The organism is Pseudomonas sp. DW-iso17 (genome assembly GCF_058725345.1).
This window is the reverse complement of the sequence record NZ_JBZXEA010000032.1, coordinates 254,166-269,404: the sequence shown is the minus strand read 5'-3', so window position 1 is coordinate 269,404 and position 15,239 is coordinate 254,166. Positions and strand designations below refer to the sequence as shown.

At 61.2% G+C, this 15,239-nt stretch carries 14 protein-coding genes; 6 read left to right on the top strand and 8 right to left on the bottom strand.

Going from position 1 to position 15,239, the window contains the following annotated elements:
- Window positions 1-217: 217 nt before the first annotated feature.
- The 3 genes from AC4PS6_RS19385 (at window position 218) to AC4PS6_RS19375 (ending at window position 4,777) form a co-directional block, all read left to right on the top strand.
- Window positions 218-1,456: an MFS transporter gene (locus AC4PS6_RS19385; protein WP_336826446.1), complete on the top strand. Its 1,239-nt coding sequence runs from the start codon at window positions 218-220 to the stop codon at window positions 1,454-1,456.
- Window positions 1,457-1,598: 142 nt separating this feature from the next.
- On the top strand, window positions 1,599-3,185 hold the full coding sequence (locus tag AC4PS6_RS19380) for an ABC-F family ATPase (protein ID WP_003191057.1): 1,587 nt from the start codon (window positions 1,599-1,601) through the stop codon (window positions 3,183-3,185).
- Window positions 3,186-3,604: 419 nt separating this feature from the next.
- Window positions 3,605-4,777: an MFS transporter gene (locus AC4PS6_RS19375; protein WP_336826444.1), complete on the top strand. Its 1,173-nt coding sequence runs from the start codon at window positions 3,605-3,607 to the stop codon at window positions 4,775-4,777.
- On the opposite strand, the gene AC4PS6_RS19370 is transcribed toward AC4PS6_RS19375, so the two are convergent.
- Both AC4PS6_RS19370 and AC4PS6_RS19365 read right to left on the bottom strand, forming a co-directional pair.
- Window positions 4,771-5,808 carry an alpha/beta hydrolase gene (locus AC4PS6_RS19370; protein ID WP_122301297.1) on the bottom strand — a complete coding sequence of 346 codons (1,038 nt, stop codon included), beginning with the start codon at window positions 5,806-5,808 and terminating at the stop codon, window positions 4,771-4,773. The genes AC4PS6_RS19375 and AC4PS6_RS19370 overlap by 7 nt on opposite strands.
- 191 nt (window positions 5,809-5,999) lie before the next feature.
- Window positions 6,000-6,611: an FMN-dependent NADH-azoreductase gene (locus tag AC4PS6_RS19365; RefSeq protein ID WP_336826439.1), complete on the bottom strand. Its 612-nt coding sequence runs from the start codon at window positions 6,609-6,611 to the stop codon at window positions 6,000-6,002.
- A gap of 125 nt (window positions 6,612-6,736) precedes the next feature.
- Here AC4PS6_RS19365 and AC4PS6_RS19360 point away from each other — a divergent pair, with 125 nt between their 5' ends.
- Entirely contained in the window at window positions 6,737-7,645 is a 909-nt protein-coding gene (locus AC4PS6_RS19360; RefSeq protein WP_014718355.1) for a LysR substrate-binding domain-containing protein, read from the top strand.
- Entirely contained in the window at window positions 7,642-7,998 is a 357-nt protein-coding gene (locus AC4PS6_RS19355) for an MmcQ/YjbR family DNA-binding protein (protein WP_014718354.1), read from the top strand. Before AC4PS6_RS19360 ends, AC4PS6_RS19355 begins: the two co-directional genes overlap by 4 nt.
- Here AC4PS6_RS19355 and AC4PS6_RS19350 read toward each other — a convergent pair.
- Window positions 7,987-8,370, bottom strand: coding sequence for a DUF1294 domain-containing protein (locus AC4PS6_RS19350; protein ID WP_014718353.1), 384 nt, complete (start codon window positions 8,368-8,370; stop codon window positions 7,987-7,989). The genes AC4PS6_RS19355 and AC4PS6_RS19350 overlap by 12 nt on opposite strands.
- On the bottom strand, window positions 8,367-9,197 hold the full coding sequence (locus AC4PS6_RS19345) for an undecaprenyl-diphosphate phosphatase (RefSeq protein ID WP_014718352.1): 831 nt from the start codon (window positions 9,195-9,197) through the stop codon (window positions 8,367-8,369). The genes AC4PS6_RS19350 and AC4PS6_RS19345 overlap by 4 nt, the downstream gene beginning before the upstream one ends.
- Before the next feature lie 226 nt (window positions 9,198-9,423).
- Between AC4PS6_RS19345 and AC4PS6_RS19340 the strand changes: the two genes are divergently transcribed.
- Window positions 9,424-11,058 (top strand): methyl-accepting chemotaxis protein, encoded by a 1,635-nt coding sequence (locus tag AC4PS6_RS19340; RefSeq protein ID WP_019820153.1) that lies wholly within the window; start codon window positions 9,424-9,426, stop codon window positions 11,056-11,058.
- A 47-nt stretch (window positions 11,059-11,105) separates the two neighbouring features.
- On the opposite strand, the gene dctM is transcribed toward AC4PS6_RS19340, so the two are convergent.
- The 4 genes from dctM to AC4PS6_RS19320 form a co-directional block, all read right to left on the bottom strand.
- The gene (gene dctM, locus AC4PS6_RS19335) at window positions 11,106-12,386 is read right to left on the bottom strand and encodes a C4-dicarboxylate TRAP transporter large permease protein DctM (protein ID WP_014718351.1); all 1,281 of its coding nucleotides are present in this window, start codon (window positions 12,384-12,386) and stop codon (window positions 11,106-11,108) included.
- Complete coding sequence (locus AC4PS6_RS19330; RefSeq protein ID WP_019820154.1) at window positions 12,386-13,018, bottom strand: TRAP transporter small permease; 633 nt, start codon at window positions 13,016-13,018, stop codon at window positions 12,386-12,388. Before AC4PS6_RS19330 ends, dctM begins: the two co-directional genes overlap by 1 nt.
- Window positions 13,019-13,219: 201 nt before the next feature.
- Window positions 13,220-14,203: a C4-dicarboxylate TRAP substrate-binding protein DctP gene (gene dctP / locus AC4PS6_RS19325; protein ID WP_014718349.1), complete on the bottom strand. Its 984-nt coding sequence runs from the start codon at window positions 14,201-14,203 to the stop codon at window positions 13,220-13,222.
- A 218-nt stretch (window positions 14,204-14,421) separates the two neighbouring features.
- Entirely contained in the window at window positions 14,422-15,237 is an 816-nt protein-coding gene (locus AC4PS6_RS19320) for an HpcH/HpaI aldolase/citrate lyase family protein (RefSeq protein WP_014718348.1), read from the bottom strand.
- Window positions 15,238-15,239 lie beyond the last annotated feature (2 nt).

The following is a 15,239-nucleotide window of genomic DNA, read 5'->3' as shown; positions in this document are numbered from 1 at the left end:
ACCATCCGATTTGATCACGGCATTTTCACAAGGTCTTCACTTTTCCATCTATAGGGTGAAGCCTACCTACTCCAGTGAATCCCTTGGCCCGCCCTCTCCTCGCGGGCTTTTTTTTGCGTGCTGAAACCCTCGTTCACCGCGAAACTTATCACCCAGCCCACCGGTCATTAACCCAACGCGTGTTCAGCCCCTGAACGCCGCTCTTGAAGGTCGCATCGTGGCCCGTCATTCAGACCTGCGCATCGCTTTATCCCTGGACAGCCTGAACTTCTTTCTCGCCGATGTGCGCGACGGTCTCGGACCGTACCTGGCGATCTACCTGCTGGCCGTGCATCAATGGGAGCCGGCCAGCATTGGCGTGGTCATGACCCTGGCAGGCATCGCTGCCTTGCTGACCCAAGGCCCCGCGGGTGCGTTGATCGACCGCACTCGCAGCAAACGTGCGGTGGTCGCCCTGGCCGCGCTGTTGGTGACGGGCAGTTGCCTGATGCTGCCCTTCGTCAGTTCATTTGGCTGGGTGGCGCTGACCCAAGCTGCCAGCGCCGTAGCTGCCTCTGTCTTTGCCCCGGCAATTTCCGCCATTTCGCTGGGAATCACCGGGTCGCGTGCCTTCACCCGGCGTACCGGGCGCAACGAGACTTTCAACCATGCCGGCAATGCCGTGGCCGCATTGCTGGCCGGCGGGCTGGCCTACCTGTTCGGGCCGGTGGTGGTGTTCTACCTGATGGCGTTCATGGCCGTCGCCAGTGTCATTGCGGTCAGTTGCGTGCCGGCCAAGGCGATTGACCATGAGGTCGCCCGTGGTTTTGATCCGGCCCATCACACCGACCACGAACAGCCCTCGGGGCTTAACGCGCTGCTCACCAACCAACCGCTGCTACTGTTCGCCATCTGCTGCGCACTGTTTCACCTGGCCAACGCCGCGATGCTGCCGTTGGTCAGTCAGAAACTGGCGCAGATCAATCTGCAGATGGCTACCCCGCTGACTTCAGCCTGCATTGTCGCCGCACAGTTGGTGATGGTGCCGATGGCCTGGCTGGTCGGGCTCAAGGCCGATATCTGGGGGCGCAAGCCACTGCTGCTTGCCGGTTTCCTGATACTGCCGTTGCGTGGCGTGCTCTATACCCTATCCAGCGACCCATATTGGTTGGTAGCCGTGCAGATGCTCGACGGTATCGGTGCCGGCATTTTCGGCGCCCTGTTCCCGGTGATCGTCAAAGACCTGACCCAAGGCACCGGGCGCTTCAACGTCAGCCTGGGCGCCCTCTCCACCGTATTTGGCCTCGGCGCGGCGCTCAGTAGCAGCCTGGCCGGTTTCGTGGTGCAGCAGGCTGGCTACAACGCGGCGTTCCTGACGTTGGCGGCAGTTGCAGCCGCTGCCTTGATGCTGTTGTGGCTGGCGATGCCGGAGACCTTGGCAAAACCATCCTTCGCTCGCCATACAACTGTCGCCTGACATATGCGACAATGCGCGCCAAATTCCAACACACATTCCAAATTTTGTGTTCAGCGACCGGGTTTCGCGCCTTGATGTCGCTGTTGACGCATGCCTGAAGGCACCTGCCGTCACGCTCGCAACCCATTGATAGGTAAAGTAATTGATCTCCACAGCTAACATCACCATGCAGTTCGGCGCCAAGCCGCTCTTCGAGAACGTCTCGGTCAAGTTCGGCGCCGGCAACCGCTATGGTTTGATCGGTGCCAACGGTTGCGGCAAGTCGACCTTCATGAAAATCCTCGGTGGCGACCTCGACCCGTCCGGCGGGCAGGTCATGCTCGAGCCGAATGTGCGCCTGGGTAAACTGCGCCAGGACCAGTTCGCCTACGAAGAATTCACCGTGCTCGACACCGTGATCATGGGCCACGAGGAGCTGTGGAAGGTCAAGGCCGAGCGCGACCGCATCTACTCGCTGCCGGAAATGAGCGAAGAAGATGGCATGGCCGTGGCCGAGCTGGAAACCGAGTTCGCCGAGATGGACGGCTACACCGCCGAATCCCGCGCCGGCGAGTTGCTGCTGGGCCTGGGTATTCCCCTGGAACAGCACTTCGGCCCGATGAGTGAAGTGTCCCCCGGCTGGAAGCTGCGCGTATTGTTGGCCCAGGCGCTGTTCTCCGACCCGGAAGTGCTGTTGCTCGACGAACCGACCAACCACTTGGACATCAACACCATCCGCTGGCTGGAAAACATCCTGACCCAGCGCTCCAGCCTGATGATCATCATCTCTCACGACCGTCACTTCCTGAACAGCGTGTGCACCCACATGGCTGACCTGGACTACGGCGAGCTGCGCCTGTTCCCGGGCAACTACGACGAGTACATGACCGTGGCGACCCAGTCCCGCGAGCAATTGCTGTCGGACAACGCCAAGAAGAAAGCGCAGATTTCCGAACTGCAATCCTTCGTCAGCCGCTTCTCGGCCAACGCCTCGAAAGCCAAGCAGGCGACCTCCCGTGCCAAGGCGATCGACAAGATCCAGCTGGCCGAAGTCAAGCCGTCGAGCCGTGTGAGCCCGTTCATCCGTTTCGAGCAGAACAAAAAGCTGCACCGCCAGGCGGTCATGGTCGAAAAAATGGCCAAAGGTTTCGACGGCAAGCCGTTGTTCAAGGACTTCAGCTTCCAGGTTGAAGCGGGCGAGCGCGTGGCGATCATCGGCCCCAACGGTATCGGCAAGACCACCCTGCTGCGCACCCTGGTCAACGAACTGACCCCGGACGCCGGTAGCATCAAGTGGACCGACGCCGCCGAGCTGGGCTACTACGCCCAGGACCACGCCCACGACTTCGAAGACGACGTGAGCCTGTTCGACTGGATGGGCCAGTGGACCCAAGGCGAGCAAATGATTCGCGGCACCCTGGGCCGTATGTTGTTCTCCAACGACGAGATCCAGAAGTCGGTCAAAGTGATCTCCGGTGGTGAACAAGGTCGCATGCTGTTCGGCAAGCTGATCCTGCAAAAGCCGAACGTGTTGATCATGGACGAACCGACCAACCACCTGGACATGGAATCCATCGAAGCGCTGAACCTGGCGCTGGAGAACTACCCGGGCACGCTGATCTTCGTCAGCCATGACCGTGAGTTCGTATCGTCCCTGGCCACCCGCATTATCGAGTTGAGCCCTAGCGGCGTGATCGACTTCAGCGGCACCTATGACGACTACCTGCGTAGCCAGGGTGTGGTGTTCTAAGAGCAGCACTGAGCTGCAAGCTACAAGCTGCAAAAAAAGCCCTGTCCCTGTGACAGGGCTTTTTGCATCCGCACTGTGCCGGGCGCTGATTTTATGGGCCATGCATAACCAGTGTGGGAGCTGGCTTGCCCGCGATAGCGGTGGTTCAGTTAAAGATGCAGTGACTGACAGGCAGCCTTCGCGGGCAAGCCCGCTCCCACAGGGAATCGGTGCCAGGCGCTGATTTTATAGGCAATACATAACCCGTGTGGGAGCTGGCTTGCCTGCGATAGCGGTAGTTCAGCTACAGATTCAGTGACTGACACACCACCTTCGCGGGCAAGCGCGCTCCCCCAGGGGCCTTTGTAGGCGTCCCCTCGCTCCTACAGTCGTGCGGGATATGCCATGATGCTTCACCGACCGCCAGCGATTGAGTATTCATGCCTGCCGCCCCCTCCTCCCTGTCGATCACCCTGCAGATCGTTTCCATCGTGTTCTACACCTTCATAGCCTTTATCTGCATCGGCCTGCCGATAGCGGTGATTCCAGGCTATGTGCACGAGCAACTGGGCTTCAGCGCCGTGGTGGCCGGGGTGACCATCGGTTCGCAGTACCTCGCCACGCTGCTCAGCCGCCCGATGGCCGGGCGAATGTCGGATAACGTCGGCACCAAACGCGCGATCGTGCTGGGCCTGGCCGGTATTCTGATCAGCGGTGTGCTGACCTTTATCGCCACGCTGCTGGACAGCCTGCCGAGCTTGAGCCTGGGTATTCTGATCGCCGGTCGCCTGTTGCTCGGGGTGGCCCAGGGCCTGATTGGCGTGGGGACCATCAGTTGGTGCATGGGCGCAGTGGGCGCCGAACACACCGCACGCTCGATTTCCTGGAATGGCATCGCCTCCTATGGCGCCATTGCCATTGGTGCGCCACTTGGCGTGGTGATGGTGGCTGATTATGGCTACGCCAGCCTCGGCCTTGCCCTGGCGGTGCTGGCGGCGTTGGGCCTGGTGCTGATCCGCAATAAACCCTCGGTGCCGGTGGTACGCGGCGAACGGCTGCCGTTCTGGGCTGTGTTTGGACGTATCGCGCCGTTCGGCGCCAGCCTGTGCCTGGCCTCGATTGGCTACGGCACGCTGACGACCTTTATCACCCTGTATTACCTGAGTCGTGGCTGGGCCGGTGCGGCGTATTGCCTGACGGTATTTGGTGTGTGCTTTATTCTCTCGCGCCTGGTGTTTATCTCAGCCATCAGCCGGTTTGGCGGGTTCACCGCCGCCATCGCCTGCATGCTCATTGAAACCCTGGGCCTGACGCTGTTGTGGCTGGCACCGTCTACCGGCGTGGCCTTGATCGGCGCCGGGTTGACCGGTTTTGGTTTATCGCTGGTTTACCCGGCGCTCGGTGTGGAAGCTATCAAGCAAGTGCCGGACAGCAGCCGCGGCGCGGGGCTGAGTGCGTATGCGGTGTTTTTCGACCTGGCCCTGGCGATCGCCGGGCCGTTGATGGGCGCCGTGGCGTTGAATCTTGGCTACGGCTGGATATTCTTCTGCGCCGCGTTGCTGTCGGTCAGCGCGCTCGGCCTGACCGTACTGCTCAGGCGCCGCGCCTACTGATCAGCCGTCTGCAGGCCGGCACGCGTTGCCTCACCGAGGGTGCGACTGAAAAAGCGCCCGGCCTCGGAGACCATATCGCGGTGAATCCCTTCACGGTCGACACCATCGGCATCGGTGCAGATGCCTGGCATTGTCGCCAGCTGATCACTGTCGCACGGGGCCATGAATACAAAGTGCCCTGCCCCGGCCAACAGCTTGAAGTCCGGCGGCTCTGGCAGTTTGCGCGCCAGGGCGGCGGCGTTTTTGTCCACTGCCACCAACTGGTCGCCATCGCCACTGTAGAGCAGCACCGGCACATGCACATCCGCCAGAGTGTGGCGGCCGAACATCAAGCTCAGCGGCGCCATCAGCATCAAAGCATGGATACGCGGGTCAGCCTGGGGTTGCAAGTCGTCGCGATCGACCACCAACTCGCCCTTGGTGGTGCACGCGTCGCGGTCTTCGGGGCGCTCTTGGCAGTAGCGGCGCAGGCGTTCGAAATCCGGCTTGGCGCCCGCCAGGATCAATGCCGTTTCGCCACCGGCGGAATAACCGATGACGCCGATCTGATCGACATCGACAAAGGGCGACAGCATCGGATCGGCCAGGGTGGCGGTGATCGCCTGGGATATCTGGATCGGCCGGCCATACAGATTACTCACGGTGCCCAGGCGGCTGTGGTCCTTATAGTTGTCGCCGGGATGCAGGACCGCCACCACTACGAACCCCTTACGCACCAGTGACGTAGCCAGGTCGTGCAGGGCCAGGGGCGTGCCGGTGTTGCCGTGGGACAGCATCAGCATCGGAAAACGGCCGATAGCAACCTTGGCATCTTCACTGGCCGCGACCTGATAGGCGCCCAGCGGCGTGGTGCGTTCGGTATCGGTGGAGGGGTAAAACGCGATGGCCTTCATCGGCTGCGAATCCAGCGGGTCGAGCACACTCATGCGATGAAACCCCACACTCCAATGGGGGTGCGGTGCCGGTGCGGCGTGCACTGAAACCACGCCGCCCAACAGCGAAAGAACCAAAACAGCACAAAGACGCATCATGGGGATGTCCACCTTTGCTGCATAAGAACCGGCCTGTCGAATAAAAAGTCCAGGGTATCGAATGGATGTCTGCATAACCTGGGCCACAACGAAAAAACTCCGTACTCCGCTCGCGTTCAGGCGATCAGAATACAGAGTTTAGGCGCTCGGTTTCAGAATGAAACCGAGGACAGGGCACATTTACATAAGCCTTACGCAGCGGCGAACAGTTGCTCGTTGATGCGCACGTTGGCGTCGCTCATGGCTTTGCTGCGCACTTCGTCACCGTAGGCCAGGCCTTCAGCGCGCACGATCTCGATGTCGGTGATGCCCAGGAAACCGAACAGCAGCTTCAAGTAGCCTTCGTGGGCAGCGCCCGAGGCCTGGTCGGCATGCAGGCCACCGGCGGTGGAAACAATAATGACTTTCTTGTCGCCGCACAGGCCTTCAGGGCCGGCTTCGGTGTAGCGGAAGGTCTGGCCGGCTACCGCGATGCGGTCGATCCAGGCTTTCAACTGGGTGGGGATGGTGAAATTGTACATCGGCGCACCGACTACCACGGCATCGGCGGCGAGGAACTCAGCCAGGGACGATGCACTCAGTTCAGCCTCGTGCTTTTGCGCCGCATCACGCAGTTCAGCGGCAGTGCCCAATGCGCCAAGGGTAGCGCCGGAGAAATGGTTGATGCCTTCGCTGGCGAGGTCACGGTAAGTCACTTCCACGCCCGGTTGGGCGGCTTGCCATGCCTTGACCACACCCGCGCTGAGCTGGCGGGAGGCCGAGTTGTCGCCGAGGATGCTGGAATCGATGTGCAAGAGTTTCATGATGGATCTCCGAGGTGGGATCGACAGTGGCGATCAGATGGTGGTGATGCTACGCATGAAACCAATGGTCGATAAGCCGCCTGAAATGCGATAGTTTGTCCCACTGACAGGACGATAGGCCCACCATGCAAGACCTCAACGACCTCTACTATTTCGCCAAAGTCGTCGAAGCCGGCGGTTTTGCTGCGGCTGGCCGGCTACTCGGGATTCCCAAATCCAGGCTGTCGCGGCGCATTGCCGAGCTGGAAGACCGCCTGGGTGCACGCCTGCTGCAACGCACCACCCGGCAACTGACGCTCACCGCCGTGGGCGAGCGCTACTTGCGCCACTGCCAAGCCATGCTGTTGGAGGCGGAAATGGCCGACGAGGCCGTAGCCAGCATGTCCAGCGAGCCGCGTGGGCGGCTGCGAGTCAGTTGCCCGGTGGGGCTGGCCCAGCAAATTCTGCCAGAGCTGGTAGCCGGTTTTCTGGCCGCGCACCCGTTGGTGCAGTTGGACATGACCCTGGTGAATCGCCGCGTCGACCTGGTAGCCGAAGGCATTGATGTAGCGCTGCGCGTACGCGAACTGGGCGACGAAGACCCGTTACTGGTCACCAAACGCCTGCGCCAGGCGCATACCGTGCTGGTGGCCAGCCCCGTTTTCATGCGTGAGCGGCGGGTCGAAACCCTGGAAGACCTCAAGCAGTTGCCAATCCTTGGCGCACTCGAGGCGGACCGAATGGTGCACCAACGCATCATCGACCCTCAGGGCAACATGCACGAGCTAGTGATGGAGGCGCGCCTGGGCATCGAAGACTTTATCGTGCGCAAGGCCAGCGCAATGATGGGCGTGGGTTTTACGGTGCTGCCAATGATGTACTGCGAAGAAGAACTGGCCAGCGGCCGCCTGGTGCAACTGCTGCCGCAATGGTCATTACCAGGCGGCTGGCTGCAAGCGGTCTACCCGCACCGGCGCGGCGTGCTGCCGGCCATCCGGGCCTGGATCGACTACCTGGAAGAAGGCTTCAAAGGCTGTGGAGATCGGCTGTTATGAGCATGACGGAAGAACAAGTCGCACGTTTTTGCCTGAGCCTGCCAGGCGCACGGGAAGACTATAAATGGGGCGGCGTGCGGGTGTTCTCGGTTGCTGGCAACAAGATGTTCGCCTTGCAGAACCTGCGCGGTGAGTCGCTGGCCTTCAAGGTCGACAAAGAACTGTTCCTGGGTCACGTCGACCGCCCGGGCATTCACCCGGCGCCTTACCTGGCGAGGGCGCAGTGGGTCATCATGAACACGCCCTATCCTTTGGGCGCAGAGGAACTGCGTGGCTTGTTGCAGCGCTCCCACCAGTTGGTGGTGAGCAAGCTGCCCAAGCGCACACAGATTGGCTTGTGGCTAGAGGATTGACAGCAAGGTGCCGCCAAGAAACAGCTGGTCCAGCCAGAACACCTGGTGCAACAGCACAATCACCCAGAACAGCACCTGGTAAGACACCTTGCGCGTCTTGTGCCGGAACACCTGCTGGGCAATCAACGCCCCCGGCCAACCGCCCGCCAGCTCCACCGCATGCAGGATGTTTTCCGGGGTGCGCCAGCCTTCGGTCTGCGCCTTGCGCTTGTCGCTCCAATAAAGAAAGAACGCCACCACACTGACCACGCCGTAGGCCATCAACGGAATCGCCGTTTCGCCGCGATACCACAGCAAGGCCGAGCCCAGCAGCGGCGCGGCACACAGCAGTACAAAGATCAGCGCCTTCAGGCGTGGGTGCTGGATAGTCATGGCTTGACCGCAGTCCAGTCGATCCAGCCGAACTGCCAGGTCGCCAGGATGACCAGGCCAAAGGCAATCCGGTACCAGGCAAACACCGCGTAGCTGTGGCTGGCGATGAATTTGAGCAAGCCCTTGACCGCAATCATCGCGAAGATGAACGAGGTGACAAAACCAATGGCGAACACTGGAAAATCCGCCGGCTGGAACAGATCGCGGTACTTGTAACCCGAGTACACCGCCGCCCCAACCATTGTCGGCATGGCCAGGAAGAATGAAAATTCGGTGGCCGTCTTGCGCGACAGGCCGAACAACAGGCCGCCGATGATCGTTGCACCGGAGCGCGAAGTGCCCGGGATCATCGCCAGGCACTGGGCCAGGCCGACCTTGAGGGCGTCTTTCCAGGTGATGTCGTCGACGGTTTCAGCCCGCACTGCATGTTGGCGGCGCTCGGCCCACAACATGATCACGCCACCCACTACCAGGGCAGTCGCTACAGTGATCGGGTTAAACAGGTAGTGCTTGATCAGGTCGGCAAAAATCACCCCCAATACCACCGCCGGCAACACGGCGATGATCAGGTTGACGGTAAAGCGCCGGGCCTTGGGCTGGGTCGGTAGGCCGATGACCACGTCAAAGATCTTGCGCCGAAACTCCCAGACTACCGCCAGGATCGCGCCCAGCTGGATGATGATGTTGAAGGCTTCGAAACGCTCGCCGCCAAAATTGATCAGGTCGGCGACGATGATCTGGTGGCCAGTGCTGGAGATCGGCAAGAACTCCGTAAGCCCCTCGACGATGCCGAGAATCAATGCCTGTATGGCGGTCCAAAAATCCATGCTGTCTCCAAAGGTCATGCGCGTGGCATGCCTCTTAGTCTTTTTTAAGTTCACTGACGACGAGCGCACACAAGCGCCCGCAGTTGATTCTCAACGCCGGTCTGCAAAAATTCCGTGAAAAATCAGGCAGTACTCAGGTTTTTCGATTCCGGGCCGAAAGCCTATCAGACACGCCGGAAATCTCGAAGCAGCACCACAATTATAAAGAGCAGGGAGTGACAGGACGATGAACAGTTTGCGCAGCATGTCGATCAGCCGCCGCCTTTGGCTGATCCTGATAGTCGCCGTGTTGATGCTGCTGGCCTTGGGGCTGTTAATGCTCAACCAGATCCACGGCGACCTCTACCAGGCCAAGCGCCAGCAGACCCAGCACGTGGTGCAGACCGCCAGTGGCGTACTCAGCTATTACCAGAGCCTGGAAAAAACCGGCGTACTGACTCGCGACGCCGCGCAACAACAGGCCCTGAGCGCGGTGCGCGGGCTGCGTTATGACCACGATGACTACTTCTGGATCAACGACCTCACCCCCGTGATGATCATGCACGCGGCCAACCCCAAGCTCGACGGCCAGAACCTTTCGGCGATTCGCGACCCGGACGGTTTCGCCGTGTTCAACGAATTCGTGAGCCTGGCCAAGGCCAAGGGCGCCGGCATCGTCAACTACCGCTGGCCGAAGCCCGGCGCCGAAGCGCCGGTAGAGAAAACCTCGTACATCCAACTGTTCGAACCCTGGGGCTGGATTATCGGCTCCGGGGTCTACGTGGACGATGTGCAGGCCGAATTCAGGGGCCAGGTGTGGAAAGCCTCGGCCATTGGCCTGGGCATTGCGCTGATGATGGCCGTGCTGGTGGTGCTGATTGCCCGCAGCATCGTGCAGCCGTTGCAGGCCGCGGTGAATGCCATGGGCAATATTGCCAGTGGCGAAAGTGACCTGACCCACAGCCTCGATACCCACGGCCGTGACGAATTGACGCAACTGGCCCAGCACTTCAATAGCTTCACCGCCAAGCTGCGCCAGGTGGTCGGCCAGTTGCAGGTGTGCGCAAACGCCCTGGGCCAGTCGTCCAGCGAGCTGGGCCACAACGCCAGCCAGGCCCACGACCGCAGCCAGCAGCAGTCCCAGCAGATGGAACTGGTGGCCACCGCCATCAACGAAGTCACCTACGGCGTGCAGGACGTGGCCAAGAATGCCGAGCACGCCGCCAGCGAAATGCGCGATGCCCAGGCCCAGGCACAACAGGGCCAGGTCAATATCGACGGCAGCTTGCAGCAGATCGACCAGCTCTCCACCACTATCAGCCAGGCCGTGGAGGTGATCCGCACGCTCTCCAGCGAGAGCACGCAGATCGGCGGGGTACTGGAGGTGATCCGCTCCATCGCCGACCAGACCAACCTGCTCGCCCTCAACGCCGCCATCGAAGCCGCCCGTGCCGGGGAGCAAGGCCGTGGGTTCGCGGTGGTCGCTGATGAGGTGCGCCTGCTGGCCCAACGCACGCAGAAATCCACCGCCGAGATCCAGGTGATGATCGAGCGCCTGCAAGGCCACTCCGAAGCGGCGGTCAAGGTCATCAGCGACAGCCACAGCGCCTCGCAACTGACCATCGAACAAGCCGGCCAGGCGGGCGCAAGCCTCACCGCCATCGGCCAGGCGCTGCACAACCTCAACGGCCTGAACGCCTCGATCGCCAGCGCCACCCTGCAACAGGCCCACGTAGTGGAAGACATCAACCAGAACGTCACCCAAGCGGCCGGGCTGTCCCACAGCACCGCGCTGGCGGCGGAGCAATCGAGCGTGGCGAGTGCACAGTTGCGTGGCTTGAGTGAACAGCTTGATGGGCTTTTGCGTCAGTTCAAGGTTTGACATCCCTCAGCGGTGGGAGGGCTGCCCTCTCCCACCGTCTAGCGGCCTCACATCCCCAGCCACTGCGGCAGCGCGAGGGAAATGAACGGCAGGTAGGTGACCATGATCAGGAACACCAACAGAATCATCAGCCACGGCATCGCGGCGCGAATGGTCTGCCCTAGAGTCAGCCCCGTCACCGCCGAGGTCACGAACAGGTTCAGCCCCACCGGCGGGTGCACCAGGCCGATTTCCATGTTCACCACCATCACAATCCCCAGATGAATCGGGTCAATCCCGAGCTTCATCGCAATCGGGAAAAAGATCGGCGCCAGGATCAGCACAATGGCCGAAGGCTCCATAAAGCTGCCGGCAATCAGCAGCACCACGTTGACCATGATCAAAAAGCCAATCGGCGTCAGCCCTTCCGAGATTACCCACGCGGTAATTTGCTGGGGGATCTGTTCGGTGGTCAGCACGTGGGCAAACAGCATGGCGTTGGCGATGATGAACATCAGCATGATCGACAAGCGCCCCGACTCCAGCAGCACCTTGGGGCAGTCGCGCAGCTTCATGTCCTTGTAGACGAACAGCGCGACGAATGCTGAATACACGGCTGCCACTGCCGCCGCTTCGGTCGGGGTGAACATGCCGCTGTAAATGCCGCCGAGGATGATCACCAGCAGCAACAGCCCCCAGAACGCTCGGCGTGCACAACTCAGCCACTCACGGAATGTCGCCCGGGGTTGCGCCGGCAGCTTCTTGATACGGGCGACGATGTAGATCGCGACCATCAACATCAGGCCCAGCAGCAAGCCCGGAATCACCCCGGCCATGAACAATTTGCCTACTGAGGTTTCGGTCGCCGCCGAATACACCACCATCACGATCGACGGCGGAATCAGAATGCCCAAGGTCCCGGCGTTGCAGATGATGCCCGCCCCAAACTCCTTGGGGTAACCGGAACGCACCATGCCCGCCACGGCAATCGAGCCCACCGCTGCCACCGTGGCCGGTGATGAGCCGGACAGCGCCGCAAACAGCATGCACGCCAGCACCGCCGCAATCGCCAGGCCACCGCGGATATGCCCGACACAGGCGTTGGCAAAGTCGATCAGCCGCTGGGCCACGCCGCCGGTGGTCATGAAGGCGCCGGATAACAGGAAAAACGGAATCGCCAGAAAGGTATAGGCGTCGCTGGTTTCAAACAGTTTGATCGCCAGGGAACTCACAGAGTCCTGGCTGAACATCAGGATCGACACCGCACCGGACAACCCCAGGGCAATCGCAATTGGCACGCCCAGAAACATGAACACGAACAACAGGAGAAACAGACAGAGCACGGCCATCAGTGACGCTCCTCATGGCTGCCGGCCAACTTGCTGGCCTCGCCGGCCTCGTCGGCCAGGCCCAACCCGACCTGGCGGTGGGTAAAGATGCGGTAGAAAATTTCCAGGTAGCGGATCAAGACCAAGGCAAAGCCAATGGGCACGATCACCACGATGTCGCCGACATCGATGCCGAACTGGTCGAGGTCTTCGGCGCCGATATGCGCGGTCATCACCGCACTCACCCACTTGTAGCTGGCCACCATGAACAGCCCGGCATAGGCCAGGCAGCACAGGCAGGCGAGCATGCCGAGCAGGCGTTGCACCGGGCGCCGGGTCAGCCGCACCAGCGCGTCCACGCCCAGGTGGCCAGCGGTGCGCACCCCGTAGGAAATGCCGAAGAAAATCAACCAGCCGAACATGGCCTTGGTCAGCGCCACACTCCAGGTCATCTCTTGGGCCCAGGCCATGGTGCCGTCGCCCAGGGCATTGAAGAAGGCGCTGCTCCAGGCCCATTTGTCGGCCAGGGCAAAAAACAGGGTGTAGACGTTGTTGAGCATGACGTAGACGAATGTCACCAGGGTCATGGCGGCCAGCAGGAAAGCAATGAAGCCTTCCTCCAGGTGCTCCCAGACGCGCCTTAGCGTTTGCATGGCAAAACCTCGCGTGGCAGAGATAGGTAAAAAGCCAGGTCAACCTGCTAGATCGTTCCCACGCTCCGCGTGGTAATGCCGCCCCGGACGTTCCACGTCCTGTATCACGCCGTGCGTAAGGCGACGCGGAGCGTCACGGGATGCATTACCACGCGGAGCGTGGGAACGATCAGTCGCGGGCAAGCCCGCTCCCACAGAGGTTTACTGGTTGGAAGCGTCCGCCGCCTTGATCAGGTCAGCCCCAATCTCGCCTTCGAACTTCTGCCACACCGGGCGCATGGCTTCGCGCCACAGCGCACGTTGCTCGGGGGTCAGTTCGATGATTTCGCTGGTCTTGGCGTCGACGATCTTCTGCTTGGCCGACTGGTTCAGCGCTTCGGCCTGCTTGTTCACCTCCACGGTGACCTCGGCCATGATCTGTTCCAGGGTGCTGCGCACATCCGGCGCCAGGCCATTCCAGAACTTCGCGTTGGTGATCACCATGTAGTCGATCAGGCCATGGTTGGACTCGGTGAAGTACTTCTGCACTTCATTGACCTTCTGGCTTTCATAGTTCGACCAGGTATTCTCGGTGCCATTCACGGTACCGGTCTGCAGGCCCTGGTAAACCTCGGCAAAGCTCATCTTGCGCGGGTTGGCGCGGATCGCCTTGAACTGTTCTTCGAGCACACTGGAGGCCTGCACGCGGAACTTCAGGCCACGGGCGTCCTTGGGTTCATGCAGGGCCTTGTTGGCGGAGAGTTGCTTGAGGCCGTTGTGCCAATAGGCCAGGCCGAGGATGTTCTTATCCTGCATCGAGGTCAGCAGTTGCTTGCCCTGAGCGGCCTGGAAACGGTCGACGGCGGCCAGGTCGTTGAACAGGAACGGCAGGTCGTAGATCTGCACTTGCTTGGTGTAGTGCTCGAATTTGGCCAGGGACGGCGCCAGCATTTGCACGTCACCCAACAGCAATGCTTCCATTTCCTTGCCATCGCCAAACAGCGACGAGTTCGGGTACACCTCAACCTTGACCTTGCCGGGCAGGCGCTCTTCAGCAAGTTTTTTGAACAGCAGCGCGCCCTGGCCTTTGGGGGTGTTTTCGGCCACCACGTGGGCGAACTTGATCACAATCGGGTCTGCCGCCTGGGCCAGGCCAGCGGTAAACAAGGTGGCGGCGCACAGCAGCGCCCGGGAAAGCTTGAGCATGGGAATCACCTTCTTATTGTTGTGTTTAAGGCAAGGTGCCTGATGTAACGCGTGTCGAGAATTTCGAATTTTAGATACCTGCGTTCGGCCTGGCCGAACGCGCCCAGTGTGGGAGCTGGCTTGCCTGCGATAGCGGTGTGTCAGGCAACACAGACATTGACTGTTCTGCCGCTATCGCAGGCAAGCCAGCTCCCACACTTCGTTCCCGGTTTTGTCAGTTACAGTTGCGCGGCCAGCAGCCGTTGCGCGCGCAGCAGTACCGGCGCATCCACCATCTGCCCATCAATCTGATAAGCCCCTGCCCCATCAGCACCCGCCTCCACCACCCGCCTGGCCCAGGCCAGCTCTTCAGCGCTCGGCGCCAGCGCGGCATGGATCACCGCGACTTGCTTGGGGTGAATGCACAATGCCCCGGCAAAGCCCATTTCATAAGCGTGCCGGATCGAGCGGTGCAGGCCTTCGGGGTCGTCGATGGCCGGGTGCACGCCGTCCAGCGGCGCCGCCAGGCCCGCCGCGCGCGAATGCACGATCAACGCCAGGCGCGCCTGGTCGAGGGCCAATTCGGCGGCACGGGAATGACTGCTCAGGTTCAGGTCCAGCGCCAGGTCCAAGCCACCGAACGACAGGCGCTCTACCTGGGGCGCCTGGGCAATCTGCGCCAGTGCCAGCAAACCGCGTGCGCTTTCGATAATCGGCCAGATAGCCTTGCCGGTAGCGGCCACCACAGCCACCTGGGCCGCGCTTTCGACCTTGGGCAGCAATACCCCGGCGACATTTGCATGGGCCTTGCAGAAGGCCACGTCCTCAAAATGTTCGGCATGTTGCGGCGCGTTGATGCGCACCCATACCTGGGCCTCGGGATGGGCGCACAGGAATGCTCCCAGATTATCCCGGGCCTGACGTTTGAGCGGTTCTTCCACCGCGTCTTCAAAATCCACAATCACTGCGTCGGCGCCGCTGGCCAGGGCCTTGGCAAACCGCTCCGGGCGGCTGCCCGGCACAAACAGCGCAGAACGTACTAAAGGCTTTGGCATCA

Coding starts and splice junctions, on each gene's coding strand:
- AC4PS6_RS19350 (WP_014718353.1), bottom strand. CDS start 8,370: ATGACTATCCAGCACCCACGCCTGAAGGCGCTGATCTTTGTACTGCTG.
- dctM (WP_014718351.1), bottom strand. CDS start 12,386: ATGGCCGTGCTCTGTCTGTTTCTCCTGTTGTTCGTGTTCATGTTTCTG.
- AC4PS6_RS19340 (WP_019820153.1), top strand. CDS start 9,424: ATGAACAGTTTGCGCAGCATGTCGATCAGCCGCCGCCTTTGGCTGATC.
- AC4PS6_RS19365 (WP_336826439.1), bottom strand. CDS start 6,611: ATGAAACTCTTGCACATCGATTCCAGCATCCTCGGCGACAACTCGGCC.
- AC4PS6_RS19355 (WP_014718354.1), top strand. CDS start 7,642: ATGAGCATGACGGAAGAACAAGTCGCACGTTTTTGCCTGAGCCTGCCA.
- AC4PS6_RS19375 (WP_336826444.1), top strand. CDS start 3,605: ATGCCTGCCGCCCCCTCCTCCCTGTCGATCACCCTGCAGATCGTTTCC.
- AC4PS6_RS19330 (WP_019820154.1), bottom strand. CDS start 13,018: ATGCAAACGCTAAGGCGCGTCTGGGAGCACCTGGAGGAAGGCTTCATT.
- AC4PS6_RS19370 (WP_122301297.1), bottom strand. CDS start 5,808: ATGATGCGTCTTTGTGCTGTTTTGGTTCTTTCGCTGTTGGGCGGCGTG.
- dctP (WP_014718349.1), bottom strand. CDS start 14,203: ATGCTCAAGCTTTCCCGGGCGCTGCTGTGCGCCGCCACCTTGTTTACC.
- AC4PS6_RS19360 (WP_014718355.1), top strand. CDS start 6,737: ATGCAAGACCTCAACGACCTCTACTATTTCGCCAAAGTCGTCGAAGCC.
- AC4PS6_RS19345 (WP_014718352.1), bottom strand. CDS start 9,197: ATGGATTTTTGGACCGCCATACAGGCATTGATTCTCGGCATCGTCGAG.
- AC4PS6_RS19320 (WP_014718348.1), bottom strand. CDS start 15,237: ATGCCAAAGCCTTTAGTACGTTCTGCGCTGTTTGTGCCGGGCAGCCGC.